At 67.5% G+C, this 19,190-nt stretch carries 20 protein-coding genes; 15 read left to right on the top strand and 5 right to left on the bottom strand.

Annotation, left to right across the window (positions count from 1 at the left end; translation table 11 throughout):
- The first annotated feature begins 3 nt into the window (after nucleotides 1-3).
- The 6 genes from RIdsm_RS24810 to RIdsm_RS24785 all read left to right on the top strand — a co-directional run bounded on the left by RIdsm_RS24810 (nucleotide 4) and on the right by RIdsm_RS24785 (nucleotide 8,394).
- Nucleotides 4-855 (top strand): FAD binding domain-containing protein, encoded by an 852-nt coding sequence (locus RIdsm_RS24810; RefSeq protein WP_057812484.1) that lies wholly within the window; start codon nucleotides 4-6, stop codon nucleotides 853-855.
- Complete coding sequence (locus tag RIdsm_RS24805) at nucleotides 852-3,545, top strand: molybdopterin-dependent oxidoreductase (protein WP_057812486.1); 2,694 nt, start codon at nucleotides 852-854, stop codon at nucleotides 3,543-3,545. The genes RIdsm_RS24810 and RIdsm_RS24805 overlap by 4 nt, the downstream gene beginning before the upstream one ends.
- The gene (locus tag RIdsm_RS24800; protein WP_057812488.1) at nucleotides 3,542-5,002 is read left to right on the top strand and encodes a hypothetical protein; all 1,461 of its coding nucleotides are present in this window, start codon (nucleotides 3,542-3,544) and stop codon (nucleotides 5,000-5,002) included. The genes RIdsm_RS24805 and RIdsm_RS24800 overlap by 4 nt, the downstream gene beginning before the upstream one ends.
- A complete protein-coding gene (locus RIdsm_RS24795) occupies nucleotides 5,002-5,844 on the top strand; it encodes a UPF0280 family protein (protein ID WP_057812490.1) in 843 nt (280 codons plus the stop codon). Before RIdsm_RS24800 ends, RIdsm_RS24795 begins: the two co-directional genes overlap by 1 nt.
- Nucleotides 5,837-6,418, top strand: a complete 582-nt coding sequence (locus tag RIdsm_RS24790) for an amino acid synthesis family protein (RefSeq protein WP_057812491.1) — start codon at nucleotides 5,837-5,839, stop codon at nucleotides 6,416-6,418. The genes RIdsm_RS24795 and RIdsm_RS24790 overlap by 8 nt, the downstream gene beginning before the upstream one ends.
- A gap of 191 nt (nucleotides 6,419-6,609) precedes the next feature.
- Nucleotides 6,610-8,394 (top strand): ABC transporter ATP-binding protein, encoded by a 1,785-nt coding sequence (locus RIdsm_RS24785; RefSeq protein ID WP_057812493.1) that lies wholly within the window; start codon nucleotides 6,610-6,612, stop codon nucleotides 8,392-8,394.
- A 4-nt stretch (nucleotides 8,395-8,398) separates the two neighbouring features.
- Here RIdsm_RS24785 and RIdsm_RS24780 read toward each other — a convergent pair whose 3' ends face one another.
- Nucleotides 8,399-8,725 carry an AzlD domain-containing protein gene (locus RIdsm_RS24780; RefSeq protein ID WP_057812495.1) on the bottom strand — a complete coding sequence of 109 codons (327 nt, stop codon included), beginning with the start codon at nucleotides 8,723-8,725 and terminating at the stop codon, nucleotides 8,399-8,401.
- Nucleotides 8,722-9,435 (bottom strand): AzlC family ABC transporter permease, encoded by a 714-nt coding sequence (locus tag RIdsm_RS24775; protein ID WP_057812497.1) that lies wholly within the window; start codon nucleotides 9,433-9,435, stop codon nucleotides 8,722-8,724. Before RIdsm_RS24775 ends, RIdsm_RS24780 begins: the two co-directional genes overlap by 4 nt.
- 60 nt (nucleotides 9,436-9,495) lie before the next feature.
- Here RIdsm_RS24775 and fdhD point away from each other — a divergent pair, with 60 nt between their 5' ends.
- From fdhD to RIdsm_RS24755, 4 genes are read left to right on the top strand one after another with little or no spacing between them, the layout of a single operon-like run.
- Nucleotides 9,496-10,380: a formate dehydrogenase accessory sulfurtransferase FdhD gene (gene fdhD, locus RIdsm_RS24770; protein ID WP_074939932.1), complete on the top strand. Its 885-nt coding sequence runs from the start codon at nucleotides 9,496-9,498 to the stop codon at nucleotides 10,378-10,380.
- A complete protein-coding gene (gene mobA / locus RIdsm_RS24765; RefSeq protein ID WP_057812500.1) occupies nucleotides 10,377-10,979 on the top strand; it encodes a molybdenum cofactor guanylyltransferase MobA in 603 nt (200 codons plus the stop codon). Before fdhD ends, mobA begins: the two co-directional genes overlap by 4 nt.
- Entirely contained in the window at nucleotides 10,976-11,467 is a 492-nt protein-coding gene (gene mobB / locus RIdsm_RS24760; RefSeq protein ID WP_057812502.1) for a molybdopterin-guanine dinucleotide biosynthesis protein B, read from the top strand. The genes mobA and mobB overlap by 4 nt, the downstream gene beginning before the upstream one ends.
- Nucleotides 11,464-13,566, top strand: a complete 2,103-nt coding sequence (locus RIdsm_RS24755) for a molybdopterin-binding protein (protein WP_057812504.1) — start codon at nucleotides 11,464-11,466, stop codon at nucleotides 13,564-13,566. Before mobB ends, RIdsm_RS24755 begins: the two co-directional genes overlap by 4 nt.
- On the opposite strand, the gene RIdsm_RS24750 is transcribed toward RIdsm_RS24755, so the two are convergent.
- Entirely contained in the window at nucleotides 13,563-14,834 is a 1,272-nt protein-coding gene (locus tag RIdsm_RS24750) for an RsmB/NOP family class I SAM-dependent RNA methyltransferase (RefSeq protein WP_057812505.1), read from the bottom strand. The two genes, RIdsm_RS24755 and RIdsm_RS24750, sit on opposite strands and share 4 nt — an antisense overlap.
- A 70-nt stretch (nucleotides 14,835-14,904) precedes the next feature.
- On the opposite strand from RIdsm_RS24750, the gene RIdsm_RS24745 reads away from it, so the two are divergent.
- A complete protein-coding gene (locus tag RIdsm_RS24745) occupies nucleotides 14,905-15,081 on the top strand; it encodes a DUF1674 domain-containing protein (RefSeq protein WP_057812507.1) in 177 nt (58 codons plus the stop codon).
- Between the two features lie 9 nt (nucleotides 15,082-15,090).
- Here RIdsm_RS24745 and RIdsm_RS24740 read toward each other — a convergent pair whose 3' ends face one another.
- Entirely contained in the window at nucleotides 15,091-15,444 is a 354-nt protein-coding gene (locus RIdsm_RS24740; protein WP_057812509.1) for a hypothetical protein, read from the bottom strand.
- Between the two features lie 57 nt (nucleotides 15,445-15,501).
- Complete coding sequence (gene dapB / locus RIdsm_RS24735) at nucleotides 15,502-16,320, bottom strand: 4-hydroxy-tetrahydrodipicolinate reductase (protein WP_057812511.1); 819 nt, start codon at nucleotides 16,318-16,320, stop codon at nucleotides 15,502-15,504.
- An 87-nt stretch (nucleotides 16,321-16,407) separates the two neighbouring features.
- Here dapB and rbfA point away from each other — a divergent pair, with 87 nt between their 5' ends.
- The 4 genes from rbfA to RIdsm_RS24715 all read left to right on the top strand — a co-directional run bounded on the left by rbfA (nucleotide 16,408) and on the right by RIdsm_RS24715 (nucleotide 19,089).
- The gene (gene rbfA, locus RIdsm_RS24730; RefSeq protein ID WP_057813280.1) at nucleotides 16,408-16,803 is read left to right on the top strand and encodes a 30S ribosome-binding factor RbfA; all 396 of its coding nucleotides are present in this window, start codon (nucleotides 16,408-16,410) and stop codon (nucleotides 16,801-16,803) included.
- Nucleotides 16,804-16,809: 6 nt separating this feature from the next.
- A complete protein-coding gene (locus RIdsm_RS24725; RefSeq protein ID WP_057812513.1) occupies nucleotides 16,810-17,544 on the top strand; it encodes a phosphodiester glycosidase family protein in 735 nt (244 codons plus the stop codon).
- A gap of 61 nt (nucleotides 17,545-17,605) precedes the next feature.
- A complete protein-coding gene (gene truB / locus RIdsm_RS24720) occupies nucleotides 17,606-18,526 on the top strand; it encodes a tRNA pseudouridine(55) synthase TruB (protein ID WP_057812515.1) in 921 nt (306 codons plus the stop codon).
- A gap of 2 nt (nucleotides 18,527-18,528) precedes the next feature.
- Entirely contained in the window at nucleotides 18,529-19,089 is a 561-nt protein-coding gene (locus tag RIdsm_RS24715) for a DUF1643 domain-containing protein (RefSeq protein WP_057812517.1), read from the top strand.
- Nucleotides 19,090-19,190: the final 101 nt, after the last annotated feature.

Genomic DNA, 19,190 nt, shown 5'->3' with positions numbered 1-19,190 from the left:
CACGTGGCCGCCTATCACCGGCCCGACACGCTGCAGGGCGCGCTCGACGTGCTGGCGGAGAGGCCAGTCACGATCGCCGCGGGCTGCACAGACCTGTTCCCGGCCACGCAGGCCCGCACGCTGACCGGGCCTGTGCTCGACATCACCGGCATTCCCGGGTTGCGGGGGATCAGCCGTGACGAAAGTGGAATCCGCATCGGCGCCACGACAAGCTGGACCGACGTGATCCGCGCCGACCTGCCGCCCGCTTTCGACATGCTGAAACAGGCGGCGCGCGAAGTTGGGTCGGTGCAAATTCAGAATTCCGGCACGGTGACCGGAAATATCTGCAACGCGTCGCCGGCGGCCGATGGCATGCCCTGCCTGATGGCACTGGACGCTCAGGTTGAGCTTGCCTCCGCCACCGGCACGCGCACGCTCCCCCTTTCACACTTTGTTAACGGTCCGCGCCAAACCGCGCTCGAACCCGGCGAGCTGGTCACCGCCATCACCATCCCCGAGGCCGCCACCCGAGGCACCTCCCGCTTCCTCAAGCTCGGCGCCCGCAAGTACCTTGTAATCTCCATCGCCATGGTCGCCGTGCGGCTGGATATCGAGGGCGGCACGGTGCGCGATGCCGCGCTTGCGGTGGGCGCCTGCAGTGCCGTGGCGACTCGCCTGACCCGCCTCGAAGCCACCCTCGCGGGCCAGTCTGCCTCGGGCCTCTCACAGCACATCACCGACGCGGCCGTCGCCGCCGCGCTGTCGCCCATCGACGATATCCGCGCCGATGGACCCTACCGCGCCCATGCCGCCGCGGAATTGCTGCGCCGGGCCATCGACGACCTCACCCAACCGGCAAAGGCCGCCGCATGAACCGCGCCACCGGCACCATAAGCCTGTCGATCAACGGCAACCCTCTCACGCTGCCCGCCGACCCGTCTCGGCGCCTGTCGGAAGTGCTGCGCGAGGGGCTGGGGCTGCGCGGCACGAAAGTCGGTTGTGACGCCGGCGATTGCGGGGCCTGCACGGTGCTGCTCGATGGCGCGCCGGTCTGCGCCTGCCTGACGCCGCTTGCCCAGGTGGGCGGGCGCGACGTGCAGACGGTCGAGGGGTTGCAGGCGACGGCTTTGCAGCAGGCCTTCCTCCGCCACGGCGCAGCCCAATGCGGGATCTGCACGCCGGGCATGCTGATGACCGCCACGGCCTTCCTTCAGGACAGGCCCAACCCGACCCGCGCCGAGGCGGAAGAAGCTCTTGGCGGCGTGCTCTGCCGTTGCACAGGCTATGCCAAGATCATCGACGCCGTGCTGGATGCCGCGCCGGGTGCGCCCGCGCAGATGCCCGAGGCAGGCCATGCCGTCGGCGCCCGTGTCGAACGCCTCGACGGCGGCCCCAAGGTGGCCGGCACCGAGATCTATGGTGCGGATGCCTGCCCCGAGCATACGCTGCTCGTCCGGGCCGTTCGTGCGCCGTCTGCCCCCGCCCGGTTCACCCTCGGCGACATCGACGCATGGCGCGCCGCCCAGCCCGGCGAGGTGCATGTCTTCACCGCCAAGGACATCCCCGGCGCCAATATCTACGGCACCATCCCCCCCTTCGCCGACCAGCCCGCGCTGGCCGAGGACCGCGCCCGCCTGCGTGGCGAGGCGGTGGCGCTGGTGGCAGGCGAAGCGGGCGTGATCGAGGCGCTCGACCTGACCACTTTCCCGATCACGTGGGAGCAGTCCGACGCCACGGCCCTCGTCCATGACAACCGCCCCGACAACCTGCTGATCGCCGGTGTCGTGCGGCGCGGTGATGCAGACGGTGCCCTCGCCAATGCCGTTCACGTGGCCGAGGCGCAGGCTGAGACGCCCTATATCGAACACGCCTATATCGAACCCGAGGCGGGCGTGGCCTGGATGGAAGGCGACACGCTGGTCATCCAGGCCTGCACCCAAGCCCCGGTGATGGACCGCGACGACACCGCCCGCATCCTCGGGCTCGACCCGCAACAGGTGCGGATCATCCCGGCGGCGGCGGGCGGCGGTTTCGGGGCCAAGCTCGACCTGTCGTTGCAACCCCTCATCGGCCTCGTCGCGATGAAGACGGGCCGCCCGGCACGGATGATCTACACCCGCGCGGAATCGATGGCCTCGACCACCAAGCGCCACCCGTCGAAGATGACGGGCCGCGCCGGGGTGGATGCCGACGGGCGGATCACCGGCCTGATCTTCGACGGCGATTTCAATACGGGCGCGTATGCCAGTTGGGGGCCGACGGTGGCGGGACGCGTGCCGGTTCATGCGTCGGGGCCGTATTATACGCCCAACTATGCCGCCGAGGCGCGGGCGATTCATTCCTACGAACCGATCTCCGGCGCGTTCCGGGGCTTCGGCGTACCACAGGCGGCGATCCTGCAGGAGGCATTGTACGACGATCTGGCGTTGAAAGCCGGGCTCGACCGGCTTGCCTTCCGCCGGCTGAATGCATTGCAGGACGGTCAGTCGACTGTCTGTGGACAGGTGCTGCACGGCGTCGGCATCGCGGCCTGCCTCGATGCGCTGAAGGCCCCGTGGGAGGAGGCTTTGGCCAATGCCGAGACAGCCAACGCCCAAGGCGGCCGCTATCGCCACGGCGTCGGCGTCGCCTCCTGCTGGTACGGTTGCGGCAATACCGGCCTGCCCAACCCCTCGACGATCCGCGTCGGCATCACCGCCAAGGGCGAGCTGTGTCTGCACCAGGGCGCCACCGATATCGGGCAGGGCTCGAACACCGTCATTACCCAGATCTGCGCCGATGCGCTGGGCCTGCCGGTGGGGCAGTTCCGCCTGATCGGCCCGGATACCGGCCTGACACCCGATTGCGGCAAGACCTCCGCCTCGCGCCAGACCTATGTGACGGGCAAGGCGGCGCTGCTCGCGGGACAGGCTTTGCGGGGCCGGATTCTCGCGTTGAGCAACATGGCGGAAGACGCGCGGATTTCGCTCGAGCGCGGTACACTGACCGTCACCGACGATCGGGGCGAGCGCCAGGTAACGCTTGGCGACCTGCCCCCCGACGCGCACGGCTATGTCCTCGCGGCTGAAGAGACCTACGACCCGCCCACCAGCCCGCTCGACGAGAACGGGCAGGGCAGCCCTTATGCCGTCTATGGCTTCGGCGCACAGATGGCGGAACTGACGGTCGACACCCAACTGGGGACCGTCAAGGTCACCCGCATCACCGCCGCGCATGACCTTGGCCGCGTGGTGAACCCGCTGCTGGCCGAGGGGCAGGTGGAGGGCGGCGTGGCCCAGGGCCTCGGCCTCGCGCTGATGGAGGAATACATCCCCGGCCGCACCGAGAACCTGCATGACTACCTGATCCCCACCACCGGCGACATGCCCGAGGTGAAATCGATCTTCGTCGAGGTGCCCGACCCGGAAGGGCCGATGGGCCTGAAGGGGCTGGGCGAGCATGTATTGATCCCCACCGCCCCGGCGATCCTCAACGCCATCCGCCATGCCACCGGGGCGAAGGTGACCAAGCTGCCCGCCCTGCCGCACCGCGTGCTGGCCGCGATCCGAGAGGCGCAGGGATGACCGAAAAGCGCAGGCAGACCGAGGAGAAGATCCGCTGCGACGCCTGCCCCGTCATGTGCTACATCGCCGAGGGCAAGGTCGGCGCCTGTGACCGCTATGCCAATGAAAACGGGCGCATCGTGCGGTGCGATCCGCTGACGATCCTGCACCGCCGGGTGGAACAGGGCGGCGAGATCCGGCCTTTCATGGCGACGGAATGGGACGGGCAGATGGTGGGCGGTGACGACGTTTTTGTCTCGGGCGTGGGCTCGGGCACGACCTATCCCGACTACAAGCCCGCGCCCTTCATCGTCAGCCGCGAAGTCGAGGGCGCCGATTTCATCACCGTCGTGACCGAGGCGATCTTTTCCTATTGCGGCGTGAAGGTGAAGATCGACACCGACCGGCACCTGGGCCACGAGGCCGCGACCGTGCGCGCCGAGGGCGAGGCGATCGGGCATGTCACGACGTCGGAATACGGCTCGCAGATGCTGTCGCTCGGCGGGGTGGAACACCTGACAGGCGGCAGCAAGGCGGAAGGGCGCGTGACCTGCGATGCGTTGCTGAAGCTTTGCAATCGCGAGGCGGTGGAGCTGACCATCGACGGTGGCGCCACGGTCGAGGTGCAGGCGGGGCAGCCGCCGGTGGTGGATGGCCACCGCGAAGAGCGGATGCGCGTCGGCTGCGGCTCGGCGACGATCGGCATGTTCGCCTCGCAATGGCACGGGCTGGTCGACGAGGTGGTGGTGGTCGACGACCACATCACCGGCGTCGTCAGCGAGCACCAGGCGGGCAAGGTGCTGGACTGGCCCGATACCGGCATCCGCATCAAGGGCCGCCGCTCGACGCCCGGCCGGTATTTCCAAGTGGCGCAGCCGGGGCGTGGCTGGGGCGGGACGGACATTGAAGACCCGCTGACCATCCTCAACCCGTGGCTGGCCAAGAAGGGCGCGCGGCCGGGGCTGACCATGCTCATGGTTTCGACCACGGGCGAGCAATACGGCTATTACGTGCTCGACGATAACCTCGAACCGCAGCCGGCGCCGTTGCCCGATACGCTCAAACCTTCCGTCGACCTGATCGCCGAGAATTGCGAGCCGGCGCTGTGCACGGTGATGTTCCAGGCGGGCGCGGGCGGGTCTCTCCGCTCGGGCGTGACGAAGAACCCGGTTCAGCTGACCCGCTCGGTGCAGGCGCTGAAGACGCATGTCACCTGTGGCGGCGCGCCGGTTTTTGTCTGGCCGGGCGGGGGGATCACCCTGATGGTGGACGTCACGAAAATGCCCGACGGCTCCTTCGGTCACGTGCCGACGCCGGCGCTGGTGGCGCCGCTGGAATTCACGCTGGAGCGGGAGCATTACCGCGCGCTGGGCGGGCATGACGCACAGGTGCGCTCGGTGGCCGACGTTCTGGCCACGGGGGGCGAATACGGCGGCGCCGTCCGCGCGGTCAGCGATACGCGTCGGGGCAAGGGCTGATGCCGGGCCCGCAGATCAGCTTCCTGCCCGATGGGCGGCGCCTGCACCTGCATCACGGGCCGATCGACATGATCGCCGATGTGACCGGGCCGGGGCGCGAGACGGCCCTGCAGCGCGCGGCGCGCCGGTTCGAAACCCTGCTCGAGGAGCTGGCCGCCGAGCTGCCGCGCCTGCGCTCGCGGCAGGGCCGGATGCCCGAGGGGGAAACTGCGCGGCGCATGGTGCAGGCCACGTTTCCCTTCGCCTCGACCTTCATCACGCCGATGGCGGCGGTGGCGGGGGCCGGGGCGGAAACCATTCTTGCGGCCATCTGCGACGGCGAGGGAGTCGACAAGGCCTATGTCAACAACGGTGGCGACGTCGCGTTCTACCTGGCGAAAGGGCAGCGGATGCAGGCGGCGGTGGCCTCGCCCACCGGCGGTTCGATCCAGATCCGCCGGCGCGACCCGATCCGGGGGATCGCCACGTCGGGGCGGGGCGGGCGCAGTCATTCTCTGGGTATTGCCGACAGCGTGACCGTATTGGCGCGCTCGGCCGCGCTGGCCGATGCGGCGGCGACCTTGCTGGCCAATGCGGTCGACCTGCCGGGGCATCCTTCGGTGATCCGCTCGCCCGCCAGCGAACTGGCGCCCGACAGCGACCTTGGAGATAGGCCGGTGACCACCGCCGTTGGGCCGCTGACCGACAGCGAGATCACCGCGGCCCTTGCCGCGGGCGCCGCGCTGGCCGATACGTTTCAGGCCCGCGGCCTCATCCAGGGCGCCCTGCTCAGTCTCAGCGGCGTCGTGCGCGGCCTCGGGCCGCAATTGCTGTCACATATGAAAGACACCGCCCATGCCTGAGTTCACCCTGCGCAAGACCGCGCTTTTCATCGAGGACATCCACCATGACGGCGGCCCGGCGCCGGACAAACCCCGCCGCCGCGCGGCCATCGCGGCGCTGGTCGCCAACCCATTTGCCGGGGGGTATACCGCCGACCTGCAGCCGGCGATGGAAGACCTCAAGCCGCTGGGGCTGATGATGACCGAGCGCCTGATCGAGGCGATGGGCGGGCTCGAAGGGATCGACGGTTACGGAAAGGCGGCGATGGCGGGCGAGGGCGGCGAGCTTGAGCATACCGCGCTCTGGCACGTCCCCGGCGGCTATGCCATGCGCGCCCGGCTGGGCGAGGCGAAGGCCATCGTGCCTTCGGCGATGAAACAGGGTGGGCCGGGGACGCGGATCGACGTGCCGCTGGGGCATATCAACGCCGCTTACGTGCGCAGCCATTTCGACGCGATGGAGGTGGGCCTTCCTGATGGTCCGCGGGCGGGGGAGTTGCTCTTTATTCTCGCCATGTCGCGCGGCGGCCGGGTGCATGACCGGATGGGCGGGCTGACCGTCGACGAGGTGAAGGGCGAGGACGGGTTGCGGTAAATTGGGGGCCAGCCCCCTTCCCGGGGCTTCGCCCGTTCGCAGGCTTCCCGGGATATTTGCGCCAAGAAGAAGCTGCAGCCGATCCGCGGCTTCTTCTGGCCAGAAATATCCCCGCCGGAGGCATAAAATCTTGGGCTGACCTTTCCGCCGGAACCCACTATAGGCAGGCGGAACCCCGTTGAAGGCCGTCCATGACCGACAAAGCCAAGAAAAAACGCGAGCCGATCTTTTCGCCCGAGGACCGCAGCAACCTGCGCTGGCTCTGGCTAGGCTACCTGAAAAAGCGCGCGCCGTGGCTGGGCGCCGTTCTGCTGATGATCCTGATCCAGGGGCTGGTTTACCAGCAGTTCCTGTCGATGACGGAAAGCGGGTTGCGGGTGATTTTCGAAAGCGGCGAGGTCGGGCAGCTGGTGCTGGTCTGTCTTGGCGTCTTCTTCCTTTTCGCCGTGCGCGGGTTGATGTCGTACCTCGTGCCGCTGGTGACGGTGCGGCTGTCGAACGAGGCGATCTTCGAGATGCGGCGCGATCTGATCGGGCATTTGATGTCGCTCGACCTTGCCTATTTCGAGCGCACCAAGTCGGGCGAGATCATTCACCGGCTGGTGACGCAGACCCAGCAGCTTGGCGTGTTCTTCGGCCTCGCGACCGCCGGCGCCGTGCGCGATGCGGTGACCGTGGTGATCGTGTCGGGCTACCTGATCTGGAAGAACCCCATCCTGTTCACCACCGCCATTGTCGTGCTGCCCTTCATCATCTGGGTGATGAACTTCGTCTCCGACCGGGTGAAGCAGGCGCAGGGACAGGCCGAGCGGGCGCTGGCCGATTACATGAACGGCATCGAAGAGACGGTGAACGGCATGCGCACCGTCAAGATCGCGAGCCAGGAACAGGTCGAGGCCGGGCGGCTGATGAAGGGCACAGGCGCCATCCGCGACCTGATGAAGCGGGTGCAGACCACGCAGGCGCTGGTGATGCCGTCGATCGACCTCAGCTCGGCCTTTGTCTATGTGCTGGTGATCGGGGGCGGTGGCTACATGGTGCTGTCGCCCGATTTCGACGTCGATGGCGCGGGGATCATCACCTTCCTGCTGGGCATGGTCATGGTCTTCGACCCGGCCCGCCTTCTGGCGCAGTATTTCGGGGCGTTGCAGTCGAACCTCGTGCTGCTCGACCGGGTGCGCAGCCTTTACGACGAGCAGCCCAGCATCAACGACGCCCCCGACGCGGTGGAGGATTTCGATACCGGCGGCGATATCGTGCTGGATGACGTGACCTTCTCCTACTCCGAGGATCAGCCGCTGTTCGAGGGGCTCGACATGACGTTCCGCGGCGGGCAGGTCTCGGCCATCGTTGGTGCGACCGGGTCGGGCAAGACGACGATCCTGTCGCTGCTGTCGCGGCTTTACGACGTGAAGGGCGGGCAGATCACCATCGGCGGTCAGCCCATCGAGACCCTGAAAGTGGGCAGCCTGCGCGGGGCGTTTTCCGTGGTGGCGCAGGATATCGTGATCTTCAACAATTCGATCTGGGAAAACATCCGCTACGTGAACCCGGAGGCCACGGAAGAGGATGTCTGGCGCGCCGCCGAGGATGCCGAGATCGCCGACCTGATCCGCCGCCGGGGCGATGCGCCGGTGGGGCCGAAGGGGGCGCAGCTTTCGGGCGGGCAGAAGCAGCGCATCGCCATTGCGCGCGCCTTCCTGCGCGACGCGCCGATCCTGTTGCTGGACGAAGCGACAAGCGCGCTCGACCAGGCGACGGAGGAGCGGATCAAGGCGGCGCTGGGCCGGCTGACCAAGGGCAAGACCACCATCGTGGTGGCGCACCGCCTGTCGTCGGTGGCGGATGCCGACCGGATCTTCGTGCTGGAGGCCGGGCAGCTGGTGGAACAGGGCCGGCACGACGAGCTGCTCGAGACGGCCGGGCTTTATTCCCAGCTCTACCAGGCGCAGAAGAAGGGCTATGACGGTCGGTAAGGCGTTAGCCCGCGAGGTAGAGCCCCAGGTACAACGCCGCCGCACCCGCCGTGATGGTCAGCAGCACGTTCCGCGTCCAGAGTCCGACCGCGATCGTGACCAGCGCCGCCACCAGCCGGGGGGCATCTGTCTGGCCCCCGGTTGCGGGCGGCCAGACCACCAGCGGGGCCACCAGGCCTGGCAGCACGGCGACGGCGGTATAGCGCAGGTGCCGCAAGACCCATGCCGGCAGTTGCCGGTCGCCGATCAGGCCGATGAAGAAGAAGCGGAAGAAATAACTGCCGATGCCGAGCGCGGCGATGACGATCCAGATGGTTGCGGTGTCGATCATGCCTTGGCCCACTCTTCGGTTCGGCGTTCAACCTCGGCGCCTGTCATCATCCCCGCGATGCCGGCCACGAGAAGCCCGAGATTGTAGGGCAGGAACGCAAGGGACAGGGCCACCACGATCGACACGAGCGCCGCGGCGACATGCGCCCGCGTCCGCAGCGCCGGCGCGATCAGGGCGATGAAGGTGATCGGCATGGCGAAGTCGAGCGCGAGCCAGTCGGGCACCGAGGTGCCGATCAGCGCACCGGTCAGCGTGGCCAGGTACCAGAACGGGCAGACGGGCGCGATGGTGCCGAAGAAGTAAACCATACGCTGCCGCACGTTCCATTTCGGATAGGCCTCGTATTTCAGGATGGCGAGGCCGTAGCTCTGATCGACGAGGAAATAGGCCGCGCAGGCCCGCTGCCAGAGCGGTGCCGGCCCGATATAGGGGGCGAGCGAGGCCGAGTACATCGCCATACGGAGGTTCACTGCCAGGGCCGAGATGATCACGATGATCGTCGGCGCATTGTCGGTCAACAGCTGCAGCGCCGTAAGCTGGGCCGCGCCGGCAATGACCAGGATCGAAAAGGTCATGGTTTCCAGCACGTTGAGCCCCGACTCGGTTGCCACGACACCAAAGAGCAGGCCGAACGGGCCCACCACCAGAATGAACGGGGCCGCATCGCGCACGCCGCTCCAGAAGATAGATTTCGTGGTTTCCGTCGGCACCTGAAAATCCTAGATTGCCCTCGATACGCTTGCCCTATCGCCAAGCGGAAGGAGTTGCAATTGCCCGTGACCGACGATCTTCCGGCCTACATCATCGCGCCCGACCCGGGCGCCCCGCGGCTGACGCGCAAGGTGGAGGGGGTCGACCATGCCGGCCAGCCCGCCGAAATCGCGGTGGTCGAGGAGCGGCCCCTTACGATTTTCCTGAACGGGCAGGAGATCGTCACCGCGATGACGATCGGCGATTACCCGGAATACCTTGCACTGGGGTTCCTGCGGAACCAGGGGATGCTTGCCGCCGACGAGACGGTGACCGGTGTCGATTTCGACGAAGATCTCGAAACCGTCGTCGTGCGCACCGACGGGCAGACCAATTACGAAGAGAAGCTGAAGAAGAAGACGCGCACCAGCGGCTGTGCCGTGGGCACGGTCTTCGGCGACATGATGGAGGGCCTGGAGCAGGTGCGCCTGCCGGACCTGAAGGTGAAGACCTCCGATCTTTACCGACTGGCGTCTGTGATCAACCGGACGCCCTCTCTGTATCTCGAAGCGGGGGCCATTCACGGCACGGTGCTTTGCCGGGGCGGCGAGCCGCTGGTCTACATGGAGGATGTCGGGCGGCACAACGCGGTCGACAAGATCGCGGGCTGGATGTTCTCGGAAGGGGTGAGCGCGGACGACAAGCTGCTTTACACCACCGGGCGGCTGACGTCGGAGATGGTAATCAAGACGGCGCTGATGGGTATTCCGGCGCTGGCGTCGCGGTCGGGCTTCACGGCCTGGGGCGTGGAGATTGCGCGCGAAGTGGGCCTGACGCTGGTCGGCCGGATGCGGGGCAAAAGGTTCGTGTGCCTGGCGGGCGAAGAGCGGTTGGTAAGGGACGTGGACCCCGACAGCGTGCCGGACGAGGACAAGAAACACCGCCGCAAGAGTGCCGGCGCATGAAACAGCCACTGGGCGTGATACTGGCCGGGGGCAAGGCCACCCGGATGGGCGGGGGCGACAAGGGACTTTTGCCTTTGAGCGAGGGTACGATTCTCGATCAGGTGATTGCCCGGCTGTCGCCGCAGGTGGCCGGCATGGCGATCAATGCGAATGGCGAGGCGGAGAGGTTCGCGGCGCTCGGCCTGCCCGTGCTGCCGGACAGCATTGCCGATTATCCCGGCCCGCTGGCCGGGGTTCTGGCGGGGCTCGACTGGGCCGCCGGGCAGGGGGCGGAGAGCGTTGTCAGCGTGGCGGCCGATACGCCGTTCTTTCCGCACGACCTTGTTTCGCGTCTGCAAGTCGCGGCGAAGGACATGGAGCAACCGCTCGCATTGGCCGCGACGCCCGATGGGCGGCAGCCGACCTTCGGTCTCTGGCCCGTGGCGCTGCGCGACGATCTGCGGGCGGCTTTGCAGGACGGGCTGCGCAAGGTGGTGATGTGGACCGACCGGCATGACGGCCGCGAGGCGCTGTTCGACGAGGCGGGCGAGCCGTTCTTCAACGTGAACACGCCCGAGGATCTCGACAAGGCACAAGCAATGGCCGGGGGGCAGGCATGAGGCTTTACGGCGTCGTCGGCTGGAAGAATGCCGGCAAGACCGGGTTGATGGAGCGGCTGGTGACCGAGGTCACCGGGCGGGGATTTTCCGTTTCCACGGTCAAACACGCGCATCACACGTTCGACGTGGATCAGCCCGGCAAGGACAGCCATCGCCACCGGGTTGCCGGGGCGACCGAGGTGCTGCTGGCCTCGCGCAAGCGCATCGCGCTGATGCACGAGCTGCGCGACGAAAAGGAGCCGACGCTGGAGGAGCTGTTGCAGCGGCTTGGGCCGGTCGACCTCGTGTTGGTCGAAGGCTACAAGCGCGATGCGCACCCCAAGGTCGAGGCGCACCGGGCCGAGACGGGCAACCCGCTTATTGCGACCGATGACCCGACGGTGCGGGCCGTGGCCTCCGACACGGCGCTCGATCTTGACCGGCCGGTCTTCGACCTGAACGACACGGGCGCCATCGCCGATTTCATCCTGCGCGAGGTTGGCTTGTGAGCCATTTCGACACCGTCGCCGTGATCGACTGGTCAGGCGGCAGCGACACCGGCCCGCGTCCGCGCAAGGATGCGATCTGGATGGGGGTGACGCGGGATGGTTTGGATAAGGCGCCGATCTACATACGTAATCGTATGGAAGCGGAAGCCGTCATTGCCGGATTGATGGAGCAGGAGCTGGAAGCGGGTCGGCGGCTGTTCGTGGGGTACGATTTTCCGTTCGGATTTCCCGTGGGCTTTGCCGAGGGCCTGACGGGCCGGGCCGGCCCGTTTGCCGTCTGGGATTGGCTGGAAGAGCGGATCGAGGACAGCCCGAGAGCGAACAACCGCTTCGACGTGGCGGCGGCGATCAATGCGCGGTTCCCCGGCATCGGCCCGTTCTGGTTCAACGGCCTCAAGCGCGACATTCCAGGCTTGCCGCGCAAGGACAGCCGGGCGGGCCACGGTCTGCCCGAGCGGCGCGTGGCGGAGCAGCGCACGCCGGGCGCCTTCACGTGCTGGCAGCTGGGCGGGGCCGGGGCCGTGGGCGGGCAGATTCTGACCGGATTGCCGGTGCTGAACCGCCTGCGCCGTCGCTTGGCACCGCATGTGGCGGTCTGGCCGTTCGAGCCATTGGAAACGCCTGTGGCCTTCGTGGAAATCTGGCCGGGGCTGATCAACAAGGTGGTCAAACAGGCCGAGGCGGCGGGTGGTATTCGCGATGCGCACCAGGTTCGGTTGCTGGCGCGGGCCGTGGCGGGTTTGCACCCGGACGACCGCGATGCCATGTTAACCATCGAGGCGCCGGAAGAGGGCTGGATCATGGGACTGGACCACGAAGACAAGCTCAACCGCGCGGCGGGCGAAACGCTGAAGCCGCCGCCGCTGCGCGACGATTGCTTTGCCCTGCCCGCCGGGGTTGACTGGACGCCGGTGGACGAAGCGCTCGACCTTTTGCGCAGCCGGTTGCAGCCGGTGGTAGGCACGACGCGCCGGGTGTTGGGCGAGGCCCGCGGCCGGGTGCTGGCCGAAGCCGTGGTGGCCAAGCGCGCCAACCCGCCGCAGGCCAATACCGCGGTCGATGGCTACGGGTTCGCCCATGCGTCGCTTGGCGAGGGCGACCAGGTGCTGCCGCTGGTCGAGGGGCGGTCTGCCGCGGGCAAGCCGTTCCCGGGCGACGTGCCCGAGGGGTCTGCCGTGCGCGTATTGACCGGCGCGGCGCTGCCCCAGGGGGTCGATACCGTGATCCTTCAGGAAGACGTGCGGGTGGGGGATGGCGAGATTGCCTTTCGCGGCGGGCTGAAGGCGCGCGCGAATACCCGGAAGGCGGGGGAGGATGTGGCCGAAGGTGACACGATCCTGACGCCGGGACGCGTGCTGACGCCGGCTGACATGGCGCTTTGCGCGGCGGTGGGGATTGCGGAGGTCGTGACATACGAGCCACTGACCGTGGCGGTGATCTCGACCGGCGACGAGCTGGTCGAGCCCGGTGGCGAGGCGGGCGAGGGGCAGATCTTTGACGCGAACCGCCCGATGCTGACAGGTTTGGTGGAAGAGTTCGGCTATCGCGCGCTCGATCTGGGCCGGGTGCCCGACAGTCGCGATGCGTTGCGCGCCGCGCTGGACAGGGGCGCGGCGGAGGCGGACGTGATCCTGACGTCAGGCGGGGCGTCGTCGGGTGACGAAGACCACGTGTCGGCCCTGCTGAACGAGGCGGGCGCGATGGCCGAATGGCGGATCGCGCTGAAGCCCGGCCGCCCGCTGGCGCTGGGGGTCTGGGGTGGCACGCCGGTGTTCGGCCTGCCGGGCAACCCGGTGGCGGCGATGGTCTGCACGCTGGTCTTTGCGCGCCCGGCGATGGCATTGATGGCCGGGCAGGGCTGGGTCGCGCCGCAGGGGTTCGACGTGCCGGCGGGGTTCTCGAAGTCGAAAAAACCGGGGCGGCGGGAATACCTGCGCGCCCGGATGCGCGATGGCCATGCAGAGGTGTTCAAGTCGGAAGGCTCGGGCCGGATCAGCGGGTTGAGCTGGGCAGAAGGACTGGTGGAATTGCCCGATGGCGCGGCCGAGATCGGCCCCGGTGACACGGTGCGCTATATCCCGTTCGGCAGCTTCCGCTAGGGTTTGCGCAGCACGGCGATATAGAAGCCGTCCATCCCGCCAAGCTCGGGCCAGTAATCGGGCCGCAGGCGCAGGCCGCCTTCCTCGGTGATCCATTTCTCGTCGATCCCGGGGTGGTTCAGCGCGGTGCGGTCGACGGTCAGCCCTTCGTGGCGCAAGAGCGCTTCTTCCACCTGGCATTCGCCCTCGTCCGGCAACAGGGAGCAGGTGCAGAAGACCAGCCGCCCGCCGGGTTTCAGAAGGGTGAGGGCGTGGTCGATCATCTGGGCCTGAAGCCCGATGAGGTCACCGAATTCCGAGCCATCCTTGGCGAAGGGCAGATCCGGGTGGCGGCGGATGGTGCCGGTGGCGGAACAGGGCGCGTCGAGGAGGATGGCGTCGTAGGGCTCGGCTTCATGCTCCAGCGCATCGCCGACGATCATGGAGGCCGTAAGGCCGGTGCGCTCGAGGTTGTCCTTCACGCGGGCCATGCGGCGTTCGGAGATGTCCAAGGCCGTTACCTCCGCCCCGGCGGCGGAGAGTTGCAGGGTCTTGCCGCCCGGCGCGGCGCAGAGGTCGAGCACCCGCTCGCCGGGCTGCGCGGCGAGCAGCCTTGCCGGCAGGGCGGCGGCGGCGTCCTGCACCCACCATGCGCCCTGCTCGTAACCCTCCATGCGCGAGACCTGGCCGGCGTTTTCCACGCGGACCGACCCGGTGGGCAGCACGGTGCCGCCGACTTTCCCCGCCAGCTCGGCGGCATCGCCCTTGGCGGTGAGATCCAGCGGTGCGCCGGTGAAATGCGCCTTCTCCATCGCGTTGATCGCGCCTTTGCCCCAGGCCTCTACCAGCGGGTCGCGCAACCAGCCGGGTAGGCGCGGAATGCGCAGGTCGTTCCAGCGTCGCACGTCGTCTTCGGCGACCTTGCGCAGCACCGCGTTGATCAGGCCGCGATAGTTGCCGCGGCCCTTGGGCGGAGGCGCCAGCGCGACCAACTCGTTCACCACGCCATGCGCGTCACCGCCGAGGCAGAGCTCGACCGTGCCAAGCCGCAGGATGTTCTTGATGCCAAGCGGCAGCCGCTTGCGCAGGTGCCGGTCGAGGATGCGGTCGGCCCGTTCCAACCCGCGCAGGGTTTGCGTGGCAAGACGCTGGGCCGCCGCCCGGTCCTGGGCCGCGAGGCGCTGGAAGGCCTTGCGCTCGGTCAGGTCCGACATCAGCTGGCCTTCGCCCATGATCTCGTCAAGCAGGCTGACCGCGGCGGCGCGGGGGGAGCTGGGTTTGGGTGACATGACGCGCGGTCCTTGGCCTTTGCACAGGCGGGGGCTATATCAGGGGCACCAAGCCGAAGGAAGCCAAACCATGGATCCCGAGAAGAAAGACCTGCCCCTCGCAGCGCAACGCGCACTGGCCGAGGCCGAGGAGCGGCGGAAGAAGGCTGGCGAGCTGGAGATGCCGAAGGAGCTCGGCGGCCGCAAGGGGCCGGAGCCTGTGCGCTATGGCGACTGGGAGAAGAAGGGCTTGGCGATCGACTTCTGAGCCGGCGCCTCAGCGCAGGGTCAGGTCGGCGTGGTCGCCTGCGCCCTGATCGGAGATGAAGCGCACGGTGCGGCCCTGGACCTTCACGGCCTGGCAATTGGGGCCGAGGTTCTTGCTTCCCCAGTAGAGATCACGGCAGAAATATCCTGACTGCCACCGCCATGCGCCGCTGACGTCGCGCCCGAACGCGCGCCCGTCGATCTTGCCGTCGGGCGTGACGGTGAGGTTGATGCCGAAGCGCGTCAGCTCCCTGTTCTGCATCAGGGATATGAAGGTGTCGCGGCTGGTGACCGGTTTGAAGCTTTCGGCAAAGGCCGGGGCGCACAGGAAGAGCGCGGAAACAAGGGCAATCATACGCGGCATGGTCTCAGGTCCATTTCTGCAATGTCCTGAGAGTTACGCAGCGAAAGCCGGGGCGGATCAGTCTTTCCGCAATCCCAGCACGTCGAGCATGTCGTATTCGCCCGGTTTCCGGCCCTGCCCCCAAAGCGCCGCCTTGAGTGCGCCACGGGCAAAGACCGCCCTGTCCGAGGCCACGTGGCGCAGGGTGATCCGCTCGCCCGCCGCCGCGAAAAGCACGTCATGCTCGCCCACGATGTCGCCGCCGCGGATGGCGTGAAAGCCGATATGCCCACGCTCGCGCTTGCCGGTCATGCCGTCGCGGCCCCGGTCGGAAACTGCGTCCAGTGACACGCCCCGCCCTTCGGCGGCGGCCTCGCCCAGCATCAGGGCGGTGCCGGAAGGGGCGTCGACCTTCTGGTTGTGGTGCGCTTCGATCACCTCGATGTCGAAATCCTCGTCCAGCGCGGCGGCGACCTGTTTGGTCAGCTGCACCAGAAGGTTGACGCCGAGGCTCATGTTGCCGGCGCGGATGATGGTGGCATGGCGCGCGGCGGGTTTGAGCTTGGCAAGGTCTTCGTCGGTCATGCCGGTGGTGCCGATGACATGGACGCAGCGCGCCTGTGCAGCCAGCCCGGCGAACTCGACGGTGGCCGCGGGCGCGGTGAAATCGATGACGGCATGGGCCTTTGCGATCACCTCGAGCGGATCGTCGCTGACAGTGACGTCCAAAGGCGCGCCACCCATGGCGGTGCCGATATCCTGCCCGATCCAGTCATGCCCTTCGCGTTCGACCACGCCGACCAGCTTGGCCCGGTCGCTTTCCATCACGGTGCGGATCAGCATCTGGCCCATCCGGCCCGAGGCGCCCGTCACCACTATGCCCGGCACATCGCTCATCTTGTGTCTCTCCAGTTTGCGTTGCTGCCTTCCCTACCGCACGGATCATCGCTTGGCAAAACATCCGCGAAGCCTTAGATGCAAGGCATGGCAAAGAACAAGTTTCATGATGGTCCCGGCCCGTCGCAGCGCCAGCTGCGGGTGGGCGAGCTGATCCGGCGGACGCTGTCGGACGTGCTCATGCGCGGCGACATCCACGACCCGGAGCTCAACCGCCTTTCGGTGACCGTCGGCGAGGTGCGCATCTCGCCCGACCTGAAGGTTGCGACCGCCTATGTCCTGCCGCTGGGCGGCGAGGGGCAGGAGGACGTGGTCGCCCTTCTGGCGCGCAACAAGGGTGAACTGCGGCGCATCATCGGCAAGAAGCTCGAGCTGAAATACGCCCCCGATCTGCGGTTCCGCATCGACGAGACCTTTGACAAGATGGATGAAACCCGCCGGTTGTTCGAGCAGGACAACGTGCGCCGCGACGTCGAGGGGTAAACGGCAATGCGCTGGCTTTTTGCGTTGCTCTTCATGGCATCGCCCGCGGCGGCGCTCGACTGTGCAACAGTCGAGCATGGCGGGCAGGAATACACCGCCTGTTCGTTCGACGCGTCGCAGGCCGACCTGCGCCTGTTTCTCAACAATCCGAACGACGGCAAGCTGCTGGGCAGTTTCCGCAATGTCGAACGGCTTTTGGCGGAAGACGGCCTGACGCTCGAATTCGCGATGAACGCGGGGATGTACCACCAGGACAGAAGCCCGGTGGGCCATTACCTCGAGAAGGGGGAAGAGGCCCGCGGCGTCATCACCTCCGAAGGGCCGGGCAATTTCGGGCTGTTGCCGAATGGCGTGTTCTGTATCGGGGACGGGTTTGCCGCGGTGGTCGAGACGCGCCGCTACAAGGACGACCCGCCGGCGTGCATCTATGCCACGCAGTCGGGGCCGATGCTGGTGATCGACGGAGAGCTGCACCCCAAGTTCCTCGAGGACAGTGACAGCACCTATATCCGCAACGGGGTCGGGGTTTCGGACGACGGCAAGACGGTCTGGTTCGCGATCTCCGAAGAGCCGGTGAATTTCCACAGCTTCGGGTCGCTCTTCCGGGACAAGCTGGGCACGCCACAGGCGCTCTATTTCGATGGCAACATCTCGCGTCTCTACGTGCCGGGGCTGAACCGGCATGACGGCGGCTTTCCCATGGGCCCGATCGTGGGCGTGGTGGCGCCGGCTGACAATTGACGCCGGGCGCGGGCCTTGATAGCTCGCGTGTCTCATTCAACCGCTACGGGACGCACGGCGCATGGGACGCAAACGCAAGGGTCGCGACATTTCTGGCTGGCTGGTGGTCGACAAGCCCGCGGGCATGACCTCGACTGCCGTGGTCAACAAGGTGCGCTGGGCGCTTCAGGCGAAGAAGGCGGGTCATGCCGGCACGCTCGACCCGGCGGCGACAGGTGTGCTGGCCGTGGCGCTGGGCGAGGCGACCAAGACGGTGCCGTTCATCACCGATGCGCTGAAGGCCTACGAGTTTTCCGTGCGGCTGGGGCAGGCCACCAATACCGACGACGAGGAGGGCGAGGTGATCGCCTCCTCCGACAGCCGGCCCGACGACGAGGCCATCAAGGCGGCGCTGGGGGCCTTCATCGGCGATATCATGCAGGTGCCGCCGAAATACTCTGCCGTGAAGATCGACGGACAGCGCGCCTACAAGCTGGCGCGCGAGGGCGAGGAGGTCGAGATCGAGGCGCGCCCGCTCTGGGTCGAGGAACTGGTGATGACCGACCGCCCCGATCCCGATCATGTGACGCTGGAAATGGTCTGTGGCAAGGGCGGCTATGTGCGGGCCATTGCCCGCGACCTGGGCGAGGCGCTGGGCTGTTACGGACATGTCGCGTGGCTGCGCCGCATCTGGTCGGGGCCGTTCGAGGCGGAAGAGGGGATCAGCATCGAAGAGGTCGACAGGCTGGCGCACACGCCGGAACTCGACGCCTGGCTGCGGCCGCTGGAAGACGGGCTGGAGGGGCTGCCGCAGGTTAGCTGTACCGAGGAAGGCGCCGTGCGGCTGCGCAATGGCAACCCCGGCATGGTGATCGCCCGCGACGTCGAATATGGCGACGAGTGCTGGGCCGCCCACAAGGGGCGCGCCGTCGCGGTGGGCCGGTTCAAGGGGGGCGAACTGCACCCCTCGCGCGTGTTCAACACCGGGCCGCTGGAGGGCTGAGCATGGCCGAGGCGCCCCATGATCCCGGCGGCAAGGTGCGGCTGCGACTGCCCGATGGCGTCATCGGCGGGGCAACGTTCTCGGATTGCGGCCGCTATCGGCAAGCTCTGACGCGGGACTGGACGCCGGATGGCGCCCCGCCCCGCACGGTGCTGTTCATCGGCATGAACCCCTCGGTGGCCGATGCTGCCGCTTCGGATCCGACCTGTCACCGCGAGTTGATGTTCGCGCAGGACTGGGGGTTCACCCGCTACCTCAAGGGCAACGTGCTCGACTGGCGGGCGACATCGCCCAAGGACATTCCCGCCGACCCGGCACTGGCCTGCAGCCCGGCGAACATTCCGGCGCTGGTCGAGATGGCGTGCGAGTCGGAGCTGGTCGTCATGGCCTATGGCAAGCTGCACAAGCGCTATGCCGGGCTGGTGGCCGAGATGATCGCGGAAATCGCCACGACCGGACGGCCGATGAAGTGTCTCGGGCTGAACATGGACGGATCGGCCAAGCATCCGCTTTACCTGCGGAAGGATACGCCGCTGCAGGATTTTCCGCTGCCGGGTGCGTGAGGCTGGCGTCGGATTGGGGGCCAGCCCCCTTCCCGGGGCTGCGCCCGTTCACAGGCGAAACGCTCCGCCGGAGCGTTTCCGGGACGCCTGTGAACCCCCCG

This window comes from Roseovarius indicus (assembly GCF_008728195.1).
GTDB classification, from domain to species: domain Bacteria; phylum Pseudomonadota; class Alphaproteobacteria; order Rhodobacterales; family Rhodobacteraceae; genus Roseovarius; species Roseovarius indicus.
Note: the sequence above shows the minus strand (reverse complement) of the source record. Positions and strands in the feature narration are given on the sequence as shown.

Bases quoted from the DNA above. Each gene is read 5' to 3' on its own strand.
- RIdsm_RS24805 (WP_057812486.1), top strand. From the start codon at position 852: ATGAACCGCGCCACCGGCACCATAAGCCTGTCGATCAACGGCAACCCT.
- RIdsm_RS24800 (WP_057812488.1), top strand. From the start codon at position 3,542: ATGACCGAAAAGCGCAGGCAGACCGAGGAGAAGATCCGCTGCGACGCC.
- RIdsm_RS24795 (WP_057812490.1), top strand. From the start codon at position 5,002: ATGCCGGGCCCGCAGATCAGCTTCCTGCCCGATGGGCGGCGCCTGCAC.
- RIdsm_RS24790 (WP_057812491.1), top strand. From the start codon at position 5,837: ATGCCTGAGTTCACCCTGCGCAAGACCGCGCTTTTCATCGAGGACATC.
- RIdsm_RS24785 (WP_057812493.1), top strand. From the start codon at position 6,610: ATGACCGACAAAGCCAAGAAAAAACGCGAGCCGATCTTTTCGCCCGAG.
- RIdsm_RS24780 (WP_057812495.1), bottom strand. From the start codon at position 8,725: ATGATCGACACCGCAACCATCTGGATCGTCATCGCCGCGCTCGGCATC.
- mobA (WP_057812500.1), top strand. From the start codon at position 10,377: ATGAAACAGCCACTGGGCGTGATACTGGCCGGGGGCAAGGCCACCCGG.
- mobB (WP_057812502.1), top strand. From the start codon at position 10,976: ATGAGGCTTTACGGCGTCGTCGGCTGGAAGAATGCCGGCAAGACCGGG.
- RIdsm_RS24750 (WP_057812505.1), bottom strand. From the start codon at position 14,834: ATGTCACCCAAACCCAGCTCCCCCCGCGCCGCCGCGGTCAGCCTGCTT.
- RIdsm_RS24745 (WP_057812507.1), top strand. From the start codon at position 14,905: ATGGATCCCGAGAAGAAAGACCTGCCCCTCGCAGCGCAACGCGCACTG.
- RIdsm_RS24740 (WP_057812509.1), bottom strand. From the start codon at position 15,444: ATGCCGCGTATGATTGCCCTTGTTTCCGCGCTCTTCCTGTGCGCCCCG.
- dapB (WP_057812511.1), bottom strand. From the start codon at position 16,320: ATGAGCGATGTGCCGGGCATAGTGGTGACGGGCGCCTCGGGCCGGATG.
- rbfA (WP_057813280.1), top strand. From the start codon at position 16,408: ATGGCAAAGAACAAGTTTCATGATGGTCCCGGCCCGTCGCAGCGCCAG.
- RIdsm_RS24725 (WP_057812513.1), top strand. From the start codon at position 16,810: ATGCGCTGGCTTTTTGCGTTGCTCTTCATGGCATCGCCCGCGGCGGCG.
- truB (WP_057812515.1), top strand. From the start codon at position 17,606: ATGGGACGCAAACGCAAGGGTCGCGACATTTCTGGCTGGCTGGTGGTC.
- RIdsm_RS24715 (WP_057812517.1), top strand. From the start codon at position 18,529: ATGGCCGAGGCGCCCCATGATCCCGGCGGCAAGGTGCGGCTGCGACTG.